This is a genomic window from Pedobacter paludis (genome assembly GCF_003173575.1).
Lineage (GTDB): Bacteria > Bacteroidota > Bacteroidia > Sphingobacteriales > Sphingobacteriaceae > Pedobacter > Pedobacter paludis.
The window spans coordinates 401,961-419,874 of the sequence record NZ_QGNY01000002.1 but is presented as its reverse complement, the minus strand read 5'-3'; the positions used below and the strand labels follow the sequence as shown (position 1 = coordinate 419,874).

The following is a 17,914-nucleotide window of genomic DNA, read 5'->3' as shown; positions in this document are numbered from 1 at the left end:
GTATTGGCGGGATTTAGATTATTCGGTTTTCAATCTCAACTGTTTGATAACTTCTTTTGGGTTTTGGAATTTGAAGGTAATTTTATCATCATCCTTCACCTTCTGAACACCTTCGAGCAGAATTTTATCATCCAGAGTTAAACCATCACTAATCACATATAAATCAGGAAGCTCACTTGCAATTGTAATGGCTCTAGAGTGTACCTTATTATTTTTATCAATTACAAAAACGTAGGTTTTATCCTGAATATCATAAGTAGCTTTCTGCGGAATAACAATTGCATTTTTTAATGGAACTACCATTTCAATTTTACCTGTTTCACCGTTTCTCAGTAAATTATCAGAATTAGTAAATCTTGCTCTGAAGGCAATATTACCGGTTTCATTGTTGAATTCACTTTCAATAACTTCTACCTTACCTTTCGATTTTAGCATCTCATTATTTGCAAGCAATAAACCGACTTCTTGTTGGCCTTTAGCTTTTGCGGCCGATTGGTAACTTAGATATTCGGGTTCTGAAACATTGAAGTAAGCAAAAACCTGGCTATTATCCGATAAGCTGGTTAGCAAAGCGCCTTCATCAATTAAACTGCCTAGTTTTAAAGGAATCCGATCGATTGTTCCGTCAAATGGCGCTCTTATTTCTGTAAAGCCTAAATGTAGTTTTGCTAAAGAGGTTTCGGCATTTGCAGCCTGAAGTTTAGCTTTTGCCATTGCAAGCTCGTTTTTAGAAACTACATTTTTATCGGTTAGTAATTTTGTGTTTTCTAATTCAATTTCTGCAGATTTTGTTTCTGCCTGTGCTTTTAACAATTCTGCTTGAAGCATTTTTGGCATTATCCTAAATAATACCTGACCTGCGTGAACATGTTGGCCTTCATCTACATAAATATTTTGCAAAAAGCCTTTTTCTTGAGCTCTGATTTCAATATTTCTTACAGATTTTATCTGTGAAACATATTCTTTGGTGAAAGATGTATCAATTTTTAGTGGGGATGTAACTGCATAGGTAACAACTTCTTCCTTTTCTTCTTTTTTTGAGGTGCATCCTGTTTGATAGAGTAACGCACTCGCAAGTGTGAGCATTATAATTTTCTTCATTATCTGATTTTTTAAGCGGTTTGATTTAGGGTCTTGAAAAAACCTTTATTAAATGCCAAAATAACCACACGATTATGAAGTTTTTATGAATTAGCTTCAGAATTGGGCACGAAAATTATATTTTTATCTAGATATTTCTGCCAAGCTCAGCCACAGTTTGTAGGGATACAAACCGGAATAGCCGATTAGAATTATATTATTTATGCTGATTTTTCAAAGGTGTTAACAAATATTCTAATCCATTAACTCTAATTTCGAACATTGTAGCCATTAAATCGCCCAATTTTCCTTTGGGGAAGCCTTTGTCCTTATACCACAGCAGGTAACTTTCAGGAATATTGCAGATAATGTAGCCTTTATACTTTCCGTAAGGCATTTGCATTTTCACTAAATCGAGCAATAAGGTTGGATCCATTCTAGGTAATTTAATCGATAAGCTCTAAAGTTTCGATGGCTTCTTCAACGGTACTTACATTATCAAAAGCGATTCGGAGTGTATTTTTAACTTCTTTCAAATTACACATTCGTGGATGATTTTGAGCAAATGTTAAAATCTTTGTGAAGGTGTTAGAATCGAAATAAGCAGATTGTTTATCGCTTAAAAAATATCCTCGTAAACTATTTTTCTTGAAACTAATTTTCTCGAACCCCAGTTTTTTACCCAGCCATTGTAATCTCACTACACTTAACATGGTTTTCACCTGTGGTGGTACGGGTCCGAAACGATCTGCCAAATGTTTCTCAAAAACAGCCAGTTCGGTTTCATTATTCAGCTTAGAAAGCTCGGTATATAAATTATAACGCTCGGTAATGTTGGTGATGTAAGCATCTGGAATGTACAATTCCAGATCGGTATCAACCTGTGTAAAGCCTACAAACGGACGAGCAGGTTCGTTTTCAAATAAGCCTTTAAATTCTGCTTCTTTAAGTTCCTGAATGGCCTCGTCTAAAATTTTGTGATACATTTCAAAGCCAATTTCGGCAATGAAACCACTTTGCTCGGCACCCAGTAAATTTCCACTTCCTCGAATATCTAAATCTCTCATGGCCACATTAAAGCCACTGCCCAAATCAGAAAATTCTTCGATAGCACTTAAACGTTTTCTGGCTTCTGATGTTAGGGTAGATAAAGGTGGCGAAAGCAAATAACAAAAAGCCTTTTTATTGCTTCGGCCTACCCTGCCACGCATTTGGTGCAAATCGCTCAGTCCAAACATGTGTGCATGATTGATGATAATTGTGTTGGCATTTGGAATATCCAAACCCGCCTCAATAATGGTTGTGGCGACCAAGACATCTTTTTCGCCGTTGATAAAATCGAGCATTACGTCTTCAAGCGCATCGCCATCTAACTGACCATGAGCAATCCCGATTCTGGCTTTTGGAACCAATTTTTGAATCAATCCGCCCAACTGCATCAAATCATTTACACGATTATGAATAAAGAAAACCTGTCCGCCTCTGTCCAATTCAAACTGAACCGCTTCCTGAATTAATTTATCATTAAAAACATGAAGCTCTGTGCTAACCGGTTGTCGATTTGGCGGTGGGGTACTGATAATCGATAAATCTCTAGCACCCATTAAAGAAAAATGTAGCGTTCTTGGAATTGGTGTTGCTGTTAAGGTTAAGGTATCTACGTTTACCCGAACAGCCTTTAAGCGTTCTTTCGCAGTAACGCCAAACTTCTGCTCTTCATCAATAATCATAATGCCAAGATCTTTAAACTTAACATCTTTACTTAACAAACGATGTGTGCCAATTAAAATATCAACTTTCCCGGCTGCGGCTTCGGCCAAAGTATCTTTAATCTGTTTGCTTGTTTTAAATCTATTAATATAATCAACCGTTACCGGGAAATCTTTTAATCTAGAAGAAAAGGTTTTAAAATGCTGTAGGGCCAAAATGGTGGTTGGAACTAAAATCGCGGCCTGCTTGCCCTCTGCTACAGCCTTAAAAGCAGCACGAACGGCAATTTCTGTTTTACCAAAACCCACATCGCCACACACTAGGCGATCCATTGGATGTGGAGATTCCATATCCCTTTTTACATCCTGAGTGGCTTTTAACTGATCGGGGGTATCCTCGTAAATAAAAGATGCTTCCAGTTCCGTCTGAAGATAACCATCTGGAGAAAATGCGGTTCCAGCCTGAGTTTTGCGTAAAGCATAAAGCTTAATCAAATCTCGGGCAATGTCTTTAACTTTTTTTTTTGTGGTTTTTTTTAGTTTGTCCCAGGCATCTGTTCCAAGTTTATTCATTTTTGGAACACCACTTTCTTTTCCACTATACTTCGCAATGCGATTTAGCGAATTGATGTTTACGTAAAGCAAATCGTTATCGGCATAAACCAAACGGATCATTTCCTGAGTTTTGCCGTTTACCTCTACTTTTTCAAGTCCGGCGTATTTTCCGATTCCATGATCGATATGGGTAACATAATCGCCAGATTTTAATTCGCGAAGATCTTTTAGTGTAATGGCCTGACTTTTCTGATAGCCTTTTTTAAGCTTGTATTTATAGTATCGATCGAAAATTTGATGATCGGTGTAAAATGCGGTTTGAATCTTTGGATCGACGAAACCCTCGCGAAGCATGCTGTTTATAGGCGTAAACTTGGCAGTTTTGTCGATATCCTCTAAAATGGCATATAAACGCTCAATTTGTTTTGGCGAATCGGTAAAGATAAAATTAACAATCCCCGCCTTTTCATTCTCCTTTAAATTGTGAATTAAAAGGTTAAAATCTTTGTTAAAAGAAGGCTGTGGCTTGGTTTCAAACTCGAAACGGTTTTCTGTCTGATAAAAAAACTGCTTTCCAAATTCTACAATCGGGAAATCCTGAAGATGATCGCCAAGCAATTTTTCATCTGTAAAAGCAAACTTCGGATCAATCCAATCCGGATTTTGATTTTTATCGGCAAGCGATAAAGCCTTCCAAAGTTCTACAGCTTTCTTGTAACCCGCCTTAATAATGTCTAATGTAAATTCAACATCCTTAAACCAAAGCTGCGTATCCTGATCAATGTAATCTAAAATACTGATGTTGCTCTCCGTTAAAAACTTGGCCTGTACATTGGGTACAATGGTTAACGATTTTACATCGGCAACCGAAAGCTGGCTTTCAATTTCAAAACTTCGGATACTTTCTACCTCATCGCCAAAAAATTCGATGCGATAAGGCAAATCAGAAGAGAAGGAGAAAATATCTACAATTCCGCCACGGATGGAAAACTGGCCAGGTTCGTAAACAAAATCCCGCCTGTCGAAATCGTAATCAATTAAAAATTCATTAATAAAATCGATACCAAGCTTAGCACCAAGGCTGATCTCTAAAGTGTTTTTTTCTAACGCAGATCGATCTATTACTTTTTCTGCAATGGCTTCGGGATAAGAAACCACAATTTTACCATATTCAGAATCGTGGTTAAGCTCATTTAAAACCTCGGCACGAGCCAAAACATTTGCCGTATCAACCTGTGTAAAATCGAAAGATTTTCGATATGAAGATGGAAAAAGTAAAACCTGTTTATCGAGCACGCTTTCTAAATCAGATTGAAAATAAGCAGCCTCTTCCCGATCAGGGAAAACAAAAAACAAAGGTTTATGGAGCAAAAAGTACGAAGAAAGTGCCACAATAGCATCGGCAGAACCAACCAATCCCTTTAACTGGATCTTTGGATTTTTAGAGCTATTTAACGCTTTGGTAAATTCGGTTACCCTTTCGTCGGTTTTATATCTATTTATTAAATCGCGGATATTCAAGACACAAAAATAAGTTATCTTTTTAATAATAACCCGCAATTTCTGTAAAGGTTTTTTAAGTTTGTTCTAAGCAAGATACATTTCCAAATAACGTTTCTCGGTGTAATACGTTTATTCGTCGAATTTTTTATACTTTTCGTCGAAATAACCCATAATCCTGTAACAAAGGCTATCTGTTAACCTCTAAAATATATAAAAAGCAAAACATGAAATACATTAAAAGCTTTCCGCTAGAACTTTTTTTCTGGATTACGGCTTTGGTGTTGTTGGCAACAGCTAATGCTCATGAACATCATTTTACATTTTGTCCTCTGGCAAATTTAGGCTTCGAGAACTGGTGTCCGGGATGTGGATTGGGTAGGTCAATCAGCCTTATTTTACATGGCGAATTTACCGAAAGTTTTAGCCAGCACTGGTTTGGGCTACCGGCACTATTAATTATACTGTACCGAATTTATACGTTAACAAAGAAAAAAGATTATAAGATTTTAACCACAAACAGATAAAAACCATGGATATATTTCAATCACCTCTAATGTCGTTACCAGGTATAACACCAGAGGAATTTTCATACTTGCAACAAGCAACAACCGGATTAACCGAGCAACAATTGCGTAATTTCTTGATGATTTACGGAAGCAGAAGAAAACAGCCTTCGGAAATTCTATTATTATCTCTAATAGGATTTTTAGGATTTGCAGGAATACATAGATTTGTTATCGGGCAAATCGGAATGGGTATTTTATACTTCTTTACTGGCGGATTGTGTATGATTGGTACAATAGTAGATATTATAAACCACAAGAGTTTGACCTTTGAATACAACCAAAAAGCCGTTTTCGAAAGCTTACAGATGGTGAGAATGGGCGGTTTTCAGTAAGTAAAATCATTTCCATTAAAATTTAGAAAAGCAAAGACAGAAGCATTTTTTAATGTTCGTTCCGCTATACATTGCAAGTCCGCACCCGATGAAGAATCGGGTTTGCGGGCTTTTCATTTCTATCGGGTTTAGATTGCAAAGATTGTGGCGCATGGTTAGTTTAGCGTTTTATGTTGGTCGTCATATCGATTGAAGCGTAGCGAAACAGAGAGATCTTTGAACCTCGCAATTCAACTTGAAAAGATTTCTCGGCTTCGCTCGAAATGACGGCTATCTAAGCTCCGCCTAAAGTTATTCTCAAAAAATCTAAACCCATGTTGGTAGCTCGTTGATCAATTCAATGTATTCTTCCTGCTTTAACTCCCCTCCTTTTTTCAAGGAGGGGTTGGGGCTGGTTTTTAAAAAGGGGTGGACTTTCAATATTTGTTTTCATACCAAAACATCAAATTATATATCTTTATAAAATGAAACTAGCTGAAATAACCAATTATTTAGAAAGCATCGCACCGCTTAATTATCAGGAAGATTATGATAATTCTGGATTAATTGTCGGTGATCCAAATATGGAAATTCGTGGCGCTCTGGTTGCTTTAGATTGTGTTGAAAAAATAGTTGATGAGGCCATTACGACCGGATGTAATTTAATTATAACGCATCATCCTATTGTTTTTAAAGGATTAAAAAAGTTAAACGGAAAAAATTACGTTGAGCGTGTGGTGCTTAAGGCAATTAAAAATAACATTGCCTTGTACGCCATCCACACCAATTTAGACAGCATTCATACTGGTGTAAATGCTAGAATTTGCGAACGCCTAGGTTTAACCGGAACAAAAGTACTTTCACCAAAAGCTGGGTTATTAAAGAAACTGGTAACTTATTGTCCGCAGGCACAGGCAGAACAATTGCGTTCGGCACTTTTTTATGCGGGTGCAGGCAACATCGGCAATTACAGCGAATGCAGTTTTAATGCAGATGGATTCGGCACTTTTAAGGGAAACGAAAATTCTGACCCATTTGTGGGCGAAAATGGCGTTAGACACAGAGAATCGGAAGTTCGAATCGAAATGGTTTACCCAACTCAGGCAGAACGCAAAATTTTGGTAGCACTATTCGAAAACCATCCCTATGAAGAAATTGCTTACGATATTTACAAACTGGAAAATAAGCATCAATTGGTTGGTTCGGGCATGGTGGGCTGGTTGGAGTATGATATGGATGGTTACGATTTCTTACATCTGGTTAAAGATAGAATGCAGGCCAAAGTGGTAAGGCACACCGATATAATCAATAAAAGAATAAAAAAAGTTGCTGTTTGCGGCGGTTCTGGAAGTTTTCTATTAAAGGAAGCCATAGCTGCGGGAGCAGATGCTTTTATTACAGCAGATTTTAAATACCACGAGTTTTTTGATGCAGAAGAAAAATTGATCATCGCCGACATCGGACACTTTGAAACTGAACAATTTACCTCAAATTTATTGGTTGAAATTATTCAGAAAAAATTTACTAACTTTGCAATCCGTTTAACGGAGCAAAATACAAACCCCATAAATTACTTGTTTTAATGGACGGCTCACACAGCGCTTTAAACGCATTTAAATCAACATAAATCTTCCGATTTTTAGCTAAAAAGTCCCAAATTTAGTCCCAAATTATTATCTTTGTTTATAGCAATTATGGAACAAAGAAGCATAATAAATCCACATTGTAGTGAACCAAAATTATTAAAGGACAAACTCCGATGGAGTATTCGTTTTTACTACAAATTAGAGGGCGAAACCAAGACAAGAAAAAAAGACTACGGTCTAAATGGGCCTGATTTTTTAAAAAAAGATAAGGGAATAATTAAAGCGATCAACAAGTCAGATCGACTTTTGTATGCAGCTGAACTTCTCAAAAACGAAATTAGTCGTTTGAATTCAATGTACTTTAATCCATTTACCAAAGAATTTGAATCACTTGATAAATCTGATCAGTCCTTTGCATCTTTACTCGGTGATTATTTAGATTATTCTCCTAACAAGGTGAGAAGAGAAAGTACAAAATCTATATACAAATCATATAACAATCGTATTAAAGGTGTTCTTGATGGTCTCGGGTTGCAAGATTCGACTTTGAAGGAAATTGATCGCTCGGTTGTTGAGAGGCTATTAGCGGAAATCCAAAGCAAATCTTCTAAAGCACAGCGTGATCATTATTTAAGATATCTTAAAGGGTTCTTTGCTTACTGCGTAGATCATTTAGAGATACTGTCCAAAAGCCCTATTAAAACACTAAAAAGTATAAATAATGACGAGACAACTACCAATAAAGCCTATCCACCTGAAATTCTTCAGAAGGTTTTAAATGAAGCAAAACGTCTAGATATCCATTTTCACTTATTGTTGCGATTGCTTATAATTACTTTGAGACGGCCAGATGAATTACTTCGTTTGCAACTAAAGAATTTCGATTTTAAGGCGGGAAGTGTCACCTTTAGCAAGGATATGATTAAGACTAATCGAGCTCAGATCACATATCTTTCTGGAGATCTTGTCGCTGAATTACAAAGCATGATGGATGGGAAATATAACCAAACAGATTATTTCTTAGGACACGCTGTAAGAGAAGTTGGAGGTAGAACCAACAAATCAATTTTTGCTCCAATGAAAACTTCGTTCGTTCACTTCCAAGATAAGTTTAAAACTATTCAAAAGCGCTTGAAACTGGAGAAAGGGTACACTATATATTCGTTTAAACATACTAGTATCAATAACCTTATTGATAACCATAAATGGTCCAAGGAGAAAGTAATTAAACTGACAGGCCATACCAATATCAGTATTCTAGATACCTACACTAAAGATGGTAAAAGAGAAAGAATTGAGTATCCGGAAAATATATAAATATTGATGCATTTGTACGCGTAGGTAATTCTAGATCTTCACCTTCTTTGCCCAAATATTTGCACTATGAAATAGCTGGCAATGTTTAGAAAAATCTGCATTATCAAATAAAACACCTCCAGTACGGTGGGATGACCATGTTGGTGTTTTTCATAAAGTCCGTACTATGCCGTTTGACTGCCTATTTTTTCTTGGGCACCTTGGCTCCTTCTTTCTTGGCCTCCGATAGGCCAATCGCAATCGCCTGCTTCTTGGAGGTAACCTTTTTTCCTGTTCCTGTTTTCAATGTGCCTTCTTTTTTTTCATGCATGGCTTTTTCAACTTTTTCGCCAGCTTTTTTAGAATACTTTGCCATAATTATATGCATTATTGTTTAACAACTAAATGGTTATCCTGCCTCCGGTAACCGCAATGGTCGCGCCAGCTATATAGCTAGCTTCATCTGAGGCGAGGAAGACATAAGCGGGCGATACCTCTACCGGCTGACCAGCTCTCCCCATTGGAGTGTCCTTCCCGAACTCCTCATGATTTGGAATGGTCGATGGAATCAGCGGAGTCCAGATAGGTCCTGGCGCAACAGCATTTACCCGGATCCCTTTTCCCTCCATGAGAAGTATCTGGCTAAGGTTCGCGGTGAAATTCTGTATCGCACCCTTGGTAGCGGCATAAGGCAATAACTGTTCGCTTGGCGAATAGGCATTTACTGAGGTCGTATTGATGATACTGCTACCCGGCTTTAAATGCGGTTCCGCTGCCTTACATAAATAGAACATGGCGGTGATATTGGTCTGGAAAGTACGTTCCCATTCCCCTGCGCTTATCTCCTGAATGCTTTTTCTAGCCATTTGGAAAGCGGCATTGTTGACCAGTATGTCAATGCCACCGAATTCGTCCAGGGCAGTTTGAATGATTTTCTGACAATGTGGTTCCTCTTTGATATCCCCTTTTACCAAAACAGCACGTTGCCCCGCATCCTTTACGAAAGAGGCCGTTAGCTTTGCGTCCTCATCCTCTGCATCATCTAAATAGCTGATCAGTATATCGGCTCCCTCTCTGGCAAAGGCTATGGCTACCGCCCGCCCGATACCTGAATCGCCTCCGGTGATAATCGCTTTCTTACCTTTTAACTTACCACTCCCTTTGTAGGATTCTTCACCATGATCAGCTTTTGGTGAGAGTGCCTCCTCAGTGCCGGGAGGCTGTTGATCCTGTTTTGGAAAAGGTGGCTGAGGATATTTCTCAGAAGGGTCTCCGGTAATATTCTTTTGTTGTTCCATAAAATAAAAGTTTAAAACATCGGTATCTTAAAAACCTTTGAAAAAACAAAAATGTTTTATCCAATATGCCTTACGGTATCAAAATGGATGGCATTTGTATCAAATAACCATATAATCTCATTCAGATAATACATACATCACATGAAGAATATAGTCGAATTGTTTGGAAAAGGCAGCGATCTTTCAGTTCTACAGATGTCAATTCGCGCTGTGGTCGTATTTTTGGCAGCCTATATTTTTATACGCCTTTCGGGCCGCCGTTCATTTGCGTTGAGGAGTCCACTTGATAACATTATCGTTATCCTGCTGGGAGCAATCTTAAGTAGAGCGGTAGTTGGTGCATCGCCCTTTCTGCCAGTTATGGCAGCCAGTTTGGCGATTGTAATACTGCATAGACTGCTGGCTTGGATTACCAGCACAAAATCACAGCTCGCTAGGATCATAACCGCCCGGCGGATACTCCTCTATGACCACGGCCGGTTTATAGACACTGCGCTAAAAAAAGCGCTGATTTCACAGGAAGACATCCGGGAAAAAATTCGTCAGAGCCTTCATAGTGATAGCTTGGAACAGGTTGATCAGGTTTATATGGAACGTGACGGCCAGATCAGCATTATAACAAACGCTAACGGACATTTTATTCAGGACTGAAATATGAATTGGCGCCATTTTTATGAATTTTTAAAAATGGCGCAAACATTTTTCCTAGGTCGATTGTAAAATAATCAGGGACGTCCGAGGGCTATCCTCATAGACGTAAAAAATCCCTATATCTAACCATGAACAACAGTCAGTTTAACCAGATGATCGAGCAGCACCGGAGCATGCTTAATGCATTCGCACTTAAGTTTACAGGAGATATAGAAGACGCCAATGACCTGATACAGGATACGATGGTCAAGGCACTTAGATTCTCTGAAAGTTTTGAATCCGGCACCAATATCAAAGGATGGTTATATACCATCTTGAGAAACACCTTCATTAACGAGTTCCGCAGGAATGCCAAAAGACAATCCGTGGTCACACAACAGGAAGAGATTTCCTCTGCACACCTGCTCCAGACCGCTACGCGAAATGGCGCCGAAGGAAGCTTTGCGATGCGCGACATCAATCTGGCACTTAAAAACCTGCCGGACGCCTATTCGGTTCCCTTCATCCGTTATTTCGAGGGCTACAGGTACCATGAAATTGCGGAGGAGCTGGATATTCCGCTGGGCACGGTGAAAACCCGCATCCATGAGGCGCGAAAACTGCTTCAAAAACAGCTACAGATGTATAAAGCAAAAAAGTTCAATTAATAGGCTTTTAAAAAAGTTTAAAAAATCTGGGTCGTAGAAGCAGTTTATGTTGCCCGACTTTTTTGCTATTTACATTATCATGTAGAATGATGGGGTATTTTAAATGTAAACCTGATTTTTGAATCCGAAGACCTGACCTCGATGGCACCATGATGGGCCTTGGCAATTTCACTTGCAATAAAAAGACCCAGGCCTAATCCTTCCTGTCCCGGTCTAATTTTCCCCCTTGAAAAAGGCTTGAACAAATGTTTCAAGGTCAGCTCATCTATCGGTTCGCCCACATTGGTTACAGATATCTCAAGTCCGGTATGTTTGGAGCTTTTGGCCTCTACTTCAACCGGCTTGCCCTTGGTGCCGTGCGAGATGGCGTTGCCCAGTAAATTTGAGAACAATTGCGCAATACGTTTATGGTCGGCCTTTACAGCATCATCAATAGCGATTTTCAGTGCAATAGGCACTTCGGGACTGGCCAGCCTGAATTCGGTAATGACCTGTTTTAGCGTTGTTTCCAGATCAGCGGGATTATTGAAATCAAGCTTGATCCCACTGCCCAGTTTTCCACTTGCAAAATCGAGTATATTATCGATAAGCCCTCTGGTGCGCAGGGTCGCGTCCTGGATAATCTTGGCGAGGCGAAGGTTGCGCTCATCCATTTTTCCCCGGAGCTGCAGCTCTACGGCATTGGAGATGGCAGTCACAGGATTGCGCAGATCATGACCCAGCATAGCGATGAACTGTTCGCGCAGTTCCGCTTCCTTAGCCTGTTCCTGCATTTTGGCTTCGGCAACAGAAAGATCGTCTACCACGTTCAAATGTGTGGCAATAAGTTCCGCAAAAAGGTGGAAAGTGTCCAAAATGTGCTTCTGCTTAATATTTGCAGGATTCGGATCGATTGCGCAAAGCGTTCCAAAAAAATCTCCATTGGAGAGTATGATCGGTACAGATATGTAGCTTTCAAGCCCATATATTTTTGGTGTATGATGATTTTTCCAGTCAGAATCTTCGCTGACATGATCAATGACAACAGCATTCCTGTGCTGACGGATCTCATGGCAGATGGTGGTTTCCAGCTTTAGTTCATCCCCTGGGCCAAGACCAAAACCGATTTCGTCATTGGTGGCGCAGGCTATCCAGTGAAGGTCGGTCACCCTGGCAACTGCAGAAAAACCCATCCCGGTAATCCGGCACACGGCATTAAGGATATTAGAAATAATGGGGATCTTCGCAATTGACTCAATATCATGCTGAAGATCGGCCTTACTAATGCTTTTCATACACTGAATTTATGCTGAGTATTTCGAGGCACTAATTTAAAAAATTAACAACTAAATTTAAAACTCGACATGTAACGGGATTAAGACCATTCAATTTTAATTATGATTCCCTAGGTCAGATATAAATTATTTACAGCAAACGCAATAACTTTTGGATTTGGTCGTCTTTAATATTGAGAGCGTTAATTTAGATAAACGGGAACAGTCGACATGATTGTTCCCGTTTTCATTTTAAGCCTATGTTTGGAAATTATTTGCAGTGAAACGCTTACTTCATGAAGGTTTTTTTAATGATACCCTCAATTATCGAGCGCTTTAATCTTGCTTGTTCTTCTGACGTTTGAATGTAGATGACGTTTACTTTGTAGACTTTGCCCGGTAATTTTGAATTGGGCTTTTTCCCAAGCGTAACGATATAGGAATTCTGATGAGTTGCTTTGTCATTCGAAAGCTCATCAGCGGTTACTTTTTCCATATGCGGATAGACATGTTGATGGTTGAAATTGACGCAGTCTGCGTGATGAAGAATTAGGCCTTTGAAACCTTTTCAGATGGGAGAATAGCATGTGAGCTATGGGGTGTAAAATAGAACAGACAGACCGGACGAAACCAAATCTGCCTGTATCTAAATTAACGCTCTCAAGGTCAAATGTAGACCTTTAAGTCATATATCAAAATGATTTAGCAAAAAAATCAAATTTTATTTTTTGGAAGTGATAAATGGAACAGAATTGGATGTCAATATGCTGTAAATCAGTGTTATGAAAAACTTTATCTTTTTGCTTGTCTTTACCATGCTGGCAGCCGGAGTCATGCTTTCAGGCATCGCCATGAAAAACTCCAGCCAAAACGGTATCATTATGTTACTACTTTATGGTATCGCTATGCTGTACTTGAGGCGAAAGGCCAATGCTAGAAGGCGCAATCGTTATCCATTCCCATAAAATAAACATTTTATCTCCCAATCTTTCTAGCAGCCGAAGGAATGTTTTGGTCTTGATCCTGGGTATTGGAGTTGATTTCATTGAATTTTCTTTCAGCCAGATGGGCAAGAATGAGCCGCTCATGGCTATTTACTCGGGATCTGTCAGCCTGTTCGTGAATCACTTCGGCAATGCCTTCGAGTTCGTCGACCGATGTTGCGTCAGAGATCATGGTTTTAAGAACCTCTGCGGCAAGGTCAAGTTTTTGATTTTTCATGCAGACATAATCGTACTTTTCTTTTGTCCTTTCATTGGGCAATTGACAAATTAGCTTGAAATCAACATCAAATGATTCTGCAATTTCCTGCAAATCCCGCAGTGGCGGTATCCGCTTCGACTCAAAATAAACCGCATCGTTGTCGAGCAATATATTTAGGAAGGGCGGACAATCATAGCCCATTTCGGAAAAATGTTCGATTGCCAAAGCGCTGTTCTCACCCAGAAAATCTACTTTATTGTAACAGTAATCAGCCATATGTGCCTCCTTTACAATTGTTTTGAAGCCTAGTTTTCAAGTTCGAACGTATAGTTGGCAGTCAGCATTTCGGTCTTGTTCTTCAGTTTGCCGGATTTGGCATTAACCGAAACCTGCTGTTCAATGGACCAGTTTACCCATCCATTTTCCTTGGTGTATTTCTCAAGCAATGGTGATGGATAGGAAGAGAGCAGAAACTTGCCCTTAATTTTAGAAAGCAGAAACAACAGCGCCTCAAAATCCTGTTCAGAATAACCGTCATAGTGCCCACAATTTGAATTATAGTAAGGTGGGTCACAATAGAAGAAACTATTTTCGGTATCACGGCTGGCAATGATATATAGCGCATCGGCACATTCGATCTGACAGTTCTGGAGCCTGATGGCCATTTCTTCAACAAAGTTTTCTTTTTTGTTCTGTATTCTCTTGCTGGTGGTATTGCTCTGCTTGTCATAGCCCCAATTGCTATCCAGTTGCGAGCTGAAGCTCTGTGAGGCACTGAGCCAAACCGCCCATGCACGCTTGATCTCCCCGAACATATCGGGGTTATTGTAGATCACCGACGCCTTGCGGTGGAGGTCCCGGCTGTGCAGGCTGATGCGAATCTCTTTTTCCAGAGAAACGAAATCTTCCTTGGCAACGCGGTAAAAATTCATCAGCTCGCGATTGGTATCATTGATCACCTCAACAGCGGAAGGTTCCTTGGCAAAGAAAACTGCAGCGCCCCCAATAAAGGGTTCGCAGTAGAGCGTATGTGCCGGAATAATGGAAACAATCCTGGAGGCCAGTTTCTGTTTGCCCCCGTAGTAGCTGATCGGGGTCTTAAGTTTATTTTTGCTCATCGAATTGAAAATTGTATTAATGGACGTCGTCAATAGTGAACGTTACCTGCTGGCCTTCTATAGTAAGTACAAGAGGGCATTTGAGCTCTGGTATCCCAATTTTAACGACCGGAAAAATTTGGCCGTCGAGGTGAAAATAGGGATGACCCGGCCTTAGGTTCAGCATGGCGGTCCCGCTTCCCCTGATCCGGTCTATTTTTTTGAATAGTTTGTTCATGTTTATGGATTCAGAAAATTAACGGCCACGGCTCCTTGTCTGCTGGTTGGATACTTCCTGATCCTGCGTCTGGGAACCTCCATTAGATGGTTCAAAACCTGAGGCCTGCTGATTTTCATGCCCCATAAGTTCTACACGCTGCGGAGTTGCCTGGTCTGGAAAGATGCGGTCATTCCTGATCACGTTCATTCTGGTATCGTAAACGTCGAGATTTCTCATTCTCGGATTTGCGGAGATTACAACCGGAGATATCCTGTCGCCAAAATCCATGGCCACTTCCGGAAAAGCACCCCTTTTAAGATCCGCTATCACCGCATCCTTTTCCTTGTCATGTTTCCAGAGGATGGGATATTTGTCGAGTGTTTCCGAGATATCGAAACCATAGTTTGGGTAGACTTTAGCGACAGGGTGCTTTCCATAGCTATCTAGGATATCGAGGTCAACCTTCATCCAGATCTGCTGTTTTTCAGCTGGCGAGTTTTCAGCCTCCGCACGCTTTACGATGTCTTTTTGAATCGCAGCGCCCAGTAAAAGCCGATAAGCCTGTACTGCGGTAACGCGATGATCTCTTTCCAGATTGAAACTATGTGCTCGCTGGATCCCGTTGTGGGATTTAAGTTCAGCCGAGTAGTCGTTGAGAAAATAGGTGTCGTTTTCTTTTGCCTTATTGAAATCAAGCGTAAAATGTACAGTATCCTTTTGCGCCAGGTCCTGACCAAGTTTTAATGGCGGTTCAAAGTAGCTGGAGATACCTACACTGAATTTTGGGATCTCCCTTCTGATCGCTGTTTCCATCACATCATTAAGCTTAGTTCCAAAACCTAGATAGTCTAGGGTCTTTTTCAGGTATTCTAAATTTGGTTCGTTCATAGTAGAATTAAAAAAGTGATAATTGATTGCCCCGCTCTGGTGCTTCATAGCCGTTCTGCCTGGCGAGATGTTCACCGATTGCTACAAGCATTTCCTCAAGGGATCCGTGCTCGCTGTGCTTTAGCAGTTCGGCATAGAAAAAGTGGGAATGGTAACCAGTTGGCGAGATTATTGGCACATCCGACCGGAATTCCGCATGGCAGACCAGTGGGAATTTCACCTCGTCCGATCTTTTCTCGGGCCACCAGTACCGGTAGTCGACCTGTACCTCAAATCCAAAAACCTGGATGTCCATCTGGATATTCTGCTTGAAATGTTCGGGGATCATCGTTTAGGTTTCATCCAAGTCTCCCGGTATTCATCAACATGGTTAGCATCAGCAATGGCGGCATAATTGGCTGGATTATATTCCTTCAGCGCATCTTGAAAGGCAGGGGAAGAATAATGCAATTGCCTGTCTTTGCTGGATGGAAAGCCCGATATATCCCTGATCAGGGTGTGCTGAAAAGGTCCGGTGTTTCCGTGAGAAAAGATCAGCGCAGAACGGTTGGAAAGTAGTCCTAATGCTTCGGAAGCCCTATGCTGAAACTTGGTGCCGTCGCCCAGGTCGACAATGGCGCCCAGCCTGAAGTCTTTTGCCTGATGTTCATCCAAGGTGATGCCGTTGATGGCAAATGGTGCCTCTATCTGTCTGGGGTCGTATGCAATAAAGCTTCGCGTCTGGGCATCGTATTCGATGACGGCTTCAACCCCCTTTTTCTCCCCGCCCTGGTAAACCTTTACAATATTGCTGATGGAGGCATCCAACAGCGAATCGGCCTCGTAGTCTTCTAATAACTTATGGTATTGTGGACGTTTGTATATCGGGTGGAGAGCTAGCGATAAGGCTCCATCGGGAGTTCGGTCGAGAGACAATTTCAGGTCTATCTTTTCAATTTTAAAACCGTTCGCCTCTAAGTTGTTTAACGTGATGGGGCTTGTTCTTCTTCCGAAAAGCAACGCATTCAGGTCGTAAGGATCCAAAGCGATACGGTCCCCGGAAAGCAGTCCCACCTTTCGAAAATCTTCAAGGGGGAGTTCACGATGTTCAAATAATGTTTTCATGAAAATAACTATTAAAAATTAAGGAAGTGAAGTCTGGCAATCACGCAGGCGCTGTTCGCCCAACCCCATTAGAAACTGCAATGGATCCAGGTAGACCCCTGAAATGCTGACCGCAAAATGCAGATGCTCACCAGTCGAACGGCCGGTGCTCCCGGTTATGCCGATCGGCGTTCCAGCTTCCACTACCTTTCCTCTGGATACCCAAGCCATGCGCAAATGGGCGTAGAGAACCTGAATGCCCTGGTGATCTATTTTTACGAAGTTTCCCAGAATTGGATCAAACCCGGTAGCAGAAACACGGCCATTCAGAACAGAAAGGACGGGTTCACATCTGGCTGATAGGTCTATGCCCCTGTGGAAATCGGGTTTTCGGGTAATGGGATGAATGCGTCCTCCAAACGTGCTGGTGAGATGGAGTGAGTTTAGGGGAAGTGAAAAATCTTGTTGCGCCTGGCATCCAAGACTAAGCACGCAAAAAACCAGCAGCTGCAAGGCCCATGTTTTATCTGCCAATCCTGGCATGCTGGCCTAGTTCATTTGCATTTGAAATATCCAGGGCCAGCATCGATTCCAGCGATACGGTACTGGCCTTCATCATCGTTTCACTGCTGATGGCCATTTCCATCGCCTGTACCATATTTTTATGGTCTGGCCTGTTGTCCTGGATCATGTTTACAAACAACATCTGCTTGAAAACTTCGGGGCCTAATTCCTTATGGCCAAGTAGCGCATCCTGATACAGCTGGTTTTTTTCTTTCAGCACCAGTAGCGCATCAGAGGAATAATGCCCAAGTTCAGGGCTTCCGAAACCTACACTGATGGTGTCATTTTTTAGATCGGCGGCTACCACCATACCGATCTGCCCCTGTCTGGAAACCGGGTCGGTGGTGAGCTCGGGATGTACCGCTACAATGGTACCTGTTAATTGCTCCATAGTATTGAATTGA

At 40.8% G+C, this 17,914-nt stretch carries 21 protein-coding genes; 7 read left to right on the top strand and 14 right to left on the bottom strand.

Going from position 1 to position 17,914, the window contains the following annotated elements:
• Window positions 1-18 precede the first annotated feature (18 nt).
• The 3 genes from DF947_RS06365 to mfd form a co-directional block, all read right to left on the bottom strand.
• A complete protein-coding gene (locus DF947_RS06365; protein ID WP_109928865.1) occupies window positions 19-1,101 on the bottom strand; it encodes an efflux RND transporter periplasmic adaptor subunit in 1,083 nt (360 codons plus the stop codon).
• Between the two features lie 196 nt (window positions 1,102-1,297).
• Window positions 1,298-1,516: a DUF3820 family protein gene (locus DF947_RS06360; protein ID WP_109928864.1), complete on the bottom strand. Its 219-nt coding sequence runs from the start codon at window positions 1,514-1,516 to the stop codon at window positions 1,298-1,300.
• A 10-nt stretch (window positions 1,517-1,526) separates the two neighbouring features.
• Window positions 1,527-4,865, bottom strand: a complete 3,339-nt coding sequence (gene mfd / locus DF947_RS06355; RefSeq protein WP_109928863.1) for a transcription-repair coupling factor — start codon at window positions 4,863-4,865, stop codon at window positions 1,527-1,529.
• Window positions 4,866-5,071: 206 nt separating this feature from the next.
• Between mfd and DF947_RS06350 the strand changes: the two genes are divergently transcribed.
• From DF947_RS06350 to DF947_RS06335, 4 genes are all read left to right on the top strand, one after another.
• Complete coding sequence (locus DF947_RS06350) at window positions 5,072-5,371, top strand: DUF2752 domain-containing protein (RefSeq protein ID WP_109928862.1); 300 nt, start codon at window positions 5,072-5,074, stop codon at window positions 5,369-5,371.
• A 5-nt stretch (window positions 5,372-5,376) separates the two neighbouring features.
• A complete protein-coding gene (locus tag DF947_RS06345; protein WP_109928861.1) occupies window positions 5,377-5,745 on the top strand; it encodes a TM2 domain-containing protein in 369 nt (122 codons plus the stop codon).
• A 464-nt stretch (window positions 5,746-6,209) separates the two neighbouring features.
• Window positions 6,210-7,307: a Nif3-like dinuclear metal center hexameric protein gene (locus DF947_RS06340; RefSeq protein WP_109928860.1), complete on the top strand. Its 1,098-nt coding sequence runs from the start codon at window positions 6,210-6,212 to the stop codon at window positions 7,305-7,307.
• 111 nt (window positions 7,308-7,418) lie between these two features.
• Window positions 7,419-8,627: a tyrosine-type recombinase/integrase gene (locus tag DF947_RS06335; protein WP_109928859.1), complete on the top strand. Its 1,209-nt coding sequence runs from the start codon at window positions 7,419-7,421 to the stop codon at window positions 8,625-8,627.
• A 181-nt stretch (window positions 8,628-8,808) separates the two neighbouring features.
• On the opposite strand, the gene DF947_RS22360 is transcribed toward DF947_RS06335, so the two are convergent.
• Complete coding sequence (locus tag DF947_RS22360; RefSeq protein WP_167398001.1) at window positions 8,809-8,982, bottom strand: DUF6496 domain-containing protein; 174 nt, start codon at window positions 8,980-8,982, stop codon at window positions 8,809-8,811.
• Between the two features lie 25 nt (window positions 8,983-9,007).
• Entirely contained in the window at window positions 9,008-9,904 is an 897-nt protein-coding gene (locus tag DF947_RS06330) for an SDR family oxidoreductase (RefSeq protein WP_109928858.1), read from the bottom strand.
• Between the two features lie 141 nt (window positions 9,905-10,045).
• Between DF947_RS06330 and DF947_RS06325 the strand changes: the two genes are divergently transcribed.
• Both DF947_RS06325 and DF947_RS06320 read left to right on the top strand, forming a co-directional pair.
• Window positions 10,046-10,555 (top strand): DUF421 domain-containing protein, encoded by a 510-nt coding sequence (locus DF947_RS06325; RefSeq protein WP_109928857.1) that lies wholly within the window; start codon window positions 10,046-10,048, stop codon window positions 10,553-10,555.
• 128 nt (window positions 10,556-10,683) lie between these two features.
• Entirely contained in the window at window positions 10,684-11,202 is a 519-nt protein-coding gene (locus DF947_RS06320; RefSeq protein ID WP_109928856.1) for an RNA polymerase sigma factor, read from the top strand.
• Window positions 11,203-11,279: 77 nt separating this feature from the next.
• Here the strand turns inward: DF947_RS06320 and DF947_RS06315 are convergent, their stop codons facing one another.
• Complete coding sequence (locus tag DF947_RS06315; protein WP_109928855.1) at window positions 11,280-12,476, bottom strand: GAF domain-containing sensor histidine kinase; 1,197 nt, start codon at window positions 12,474-12,476, stop codon at window positions 11,280-11,282.
• Window positions 12,477-12,744: 268 nt separating this feature from the next.
• Window positions 12,745-12,951: a hypothetical protein gene (locus DF947_RS06310; protein ID WP_109928854.1), complete on the bottom strand. Its 207-nt coding sequence runs from the start codon at window positions 12,949-12,951 to the stop codon at window positions 12,745-12,747.
• 286 nt (window positions 12,952-13,237) lie between these two features.
• On the opposite strand from DF947_RS06310, the gene DF947_RS22110 reads away from it, so the two are divergent.
• Window positions 13,238-13,420 (top strand): hypothetical protein, encoded by a 183-nt coding sequence (locus tag DF947_RS22110; RefSeq protein WP_146202880.1) that lies wholly within the window; start codon window positions 13,238-13,240, stop codon window positions 13,418-13,420.
• A 10-nt stretch (window positions 13,421-13,430) separates the two neighbouring features.
• Here DF947_RS22110 and DF947_RS06305 read toward each other — a convergent pair whose 3' ends face one another.
• The 7 genes from DF947_RS06305 to DF947_RS06270 form a co-directional block, all read right to left on the bottom strand.
• The gene (locus DF947_RS06305) at window positions 13,431-13,934 is read right to left on the bottom strand and encodes a hypothetical protein (protein WP_109928853.1); all 504 of its coding nucleotides are present in this window, start codon (window positions 13,932-13,934) and stop codon (window positions 13,431-13,433) included.
• Window positions 13,935-13,963: 29 nt separating this feature from the next.
• Complete coding sequence (locus DF947_RS06300) at window positions 13,964-14,776, bottom strand: DNA adenine methylase (protein WP_109928852.1); 813 nt, start codon at window positions 14,774-14,776, stop codon at window positions 13,964-13,966.
• A 235-nt stretch (window positions 14,777-15,011) separates the two neighbouring features.
• The gene (locus DF947_RS06290; RefSeq protein ID WP_109928850.1) at window positions 15,012-15,863 is read right to left on the bottom strand and encodes a hypothetical protein; all 852 of its coding nucleotides are present in this window, start codon (window positions 15,861-15,863) and stop codon (window positions 15,012-15,014) included.
• 7 nt (window positions 15,864-15,870) lie between these two features.
• Window positions 15,871-16,191, bottom strand: coding sequence for a hypothetical protein (locus DF947_RS06285; protein WP_109928849.1), 321 nt, complete (start codon window positions 16,189-16,191; stop codon window positions 15,871-15,873).
• Window positions 16,188-16,967, bottom strand: coding sequence for a DUF4099 domain-containing protein (locus tag DF947_RS06280; RefSeq protein ID WP_109928848.1), 780 nt, complete (start codon window positions 16,965-16,967; stop codon window positions 16,188-16,190). The genes DF947_RS06285 and DF947_RS06280 overlap by 4 nt, the downstream gene beginning before the upstream one ends.
• 18 nt (window positions 16,968-16,985) lie before the next feature.
• Window positions 16,986-17,480: a M23 family metallopeptidase gene (locus DF947_RS06275; protein WP_158526235.1), complete on the bottom strand. Its 495-nt coding sequence runs from the start codon at window positions 17,478-17,480 to the stop codon at window positions 16,986-16,988.
• On the bottom strand, window positions 17,470-17,901 hold the full coding sequence (locus DF947_RS06270) for a hypothetical protein (protein ID WP_109928846.1): 432 nt from the start codon (window positions 17,899-17,901) through the stop codon (window positions 17,470-17,472). Before DF947_RS06270 ends, DF947_RS06275 begins: the two co-directional genes overlap by 11 nt.
• Between the last annotated feature and the right edge of the window lie 13 nt (window positions 17,902-17,914).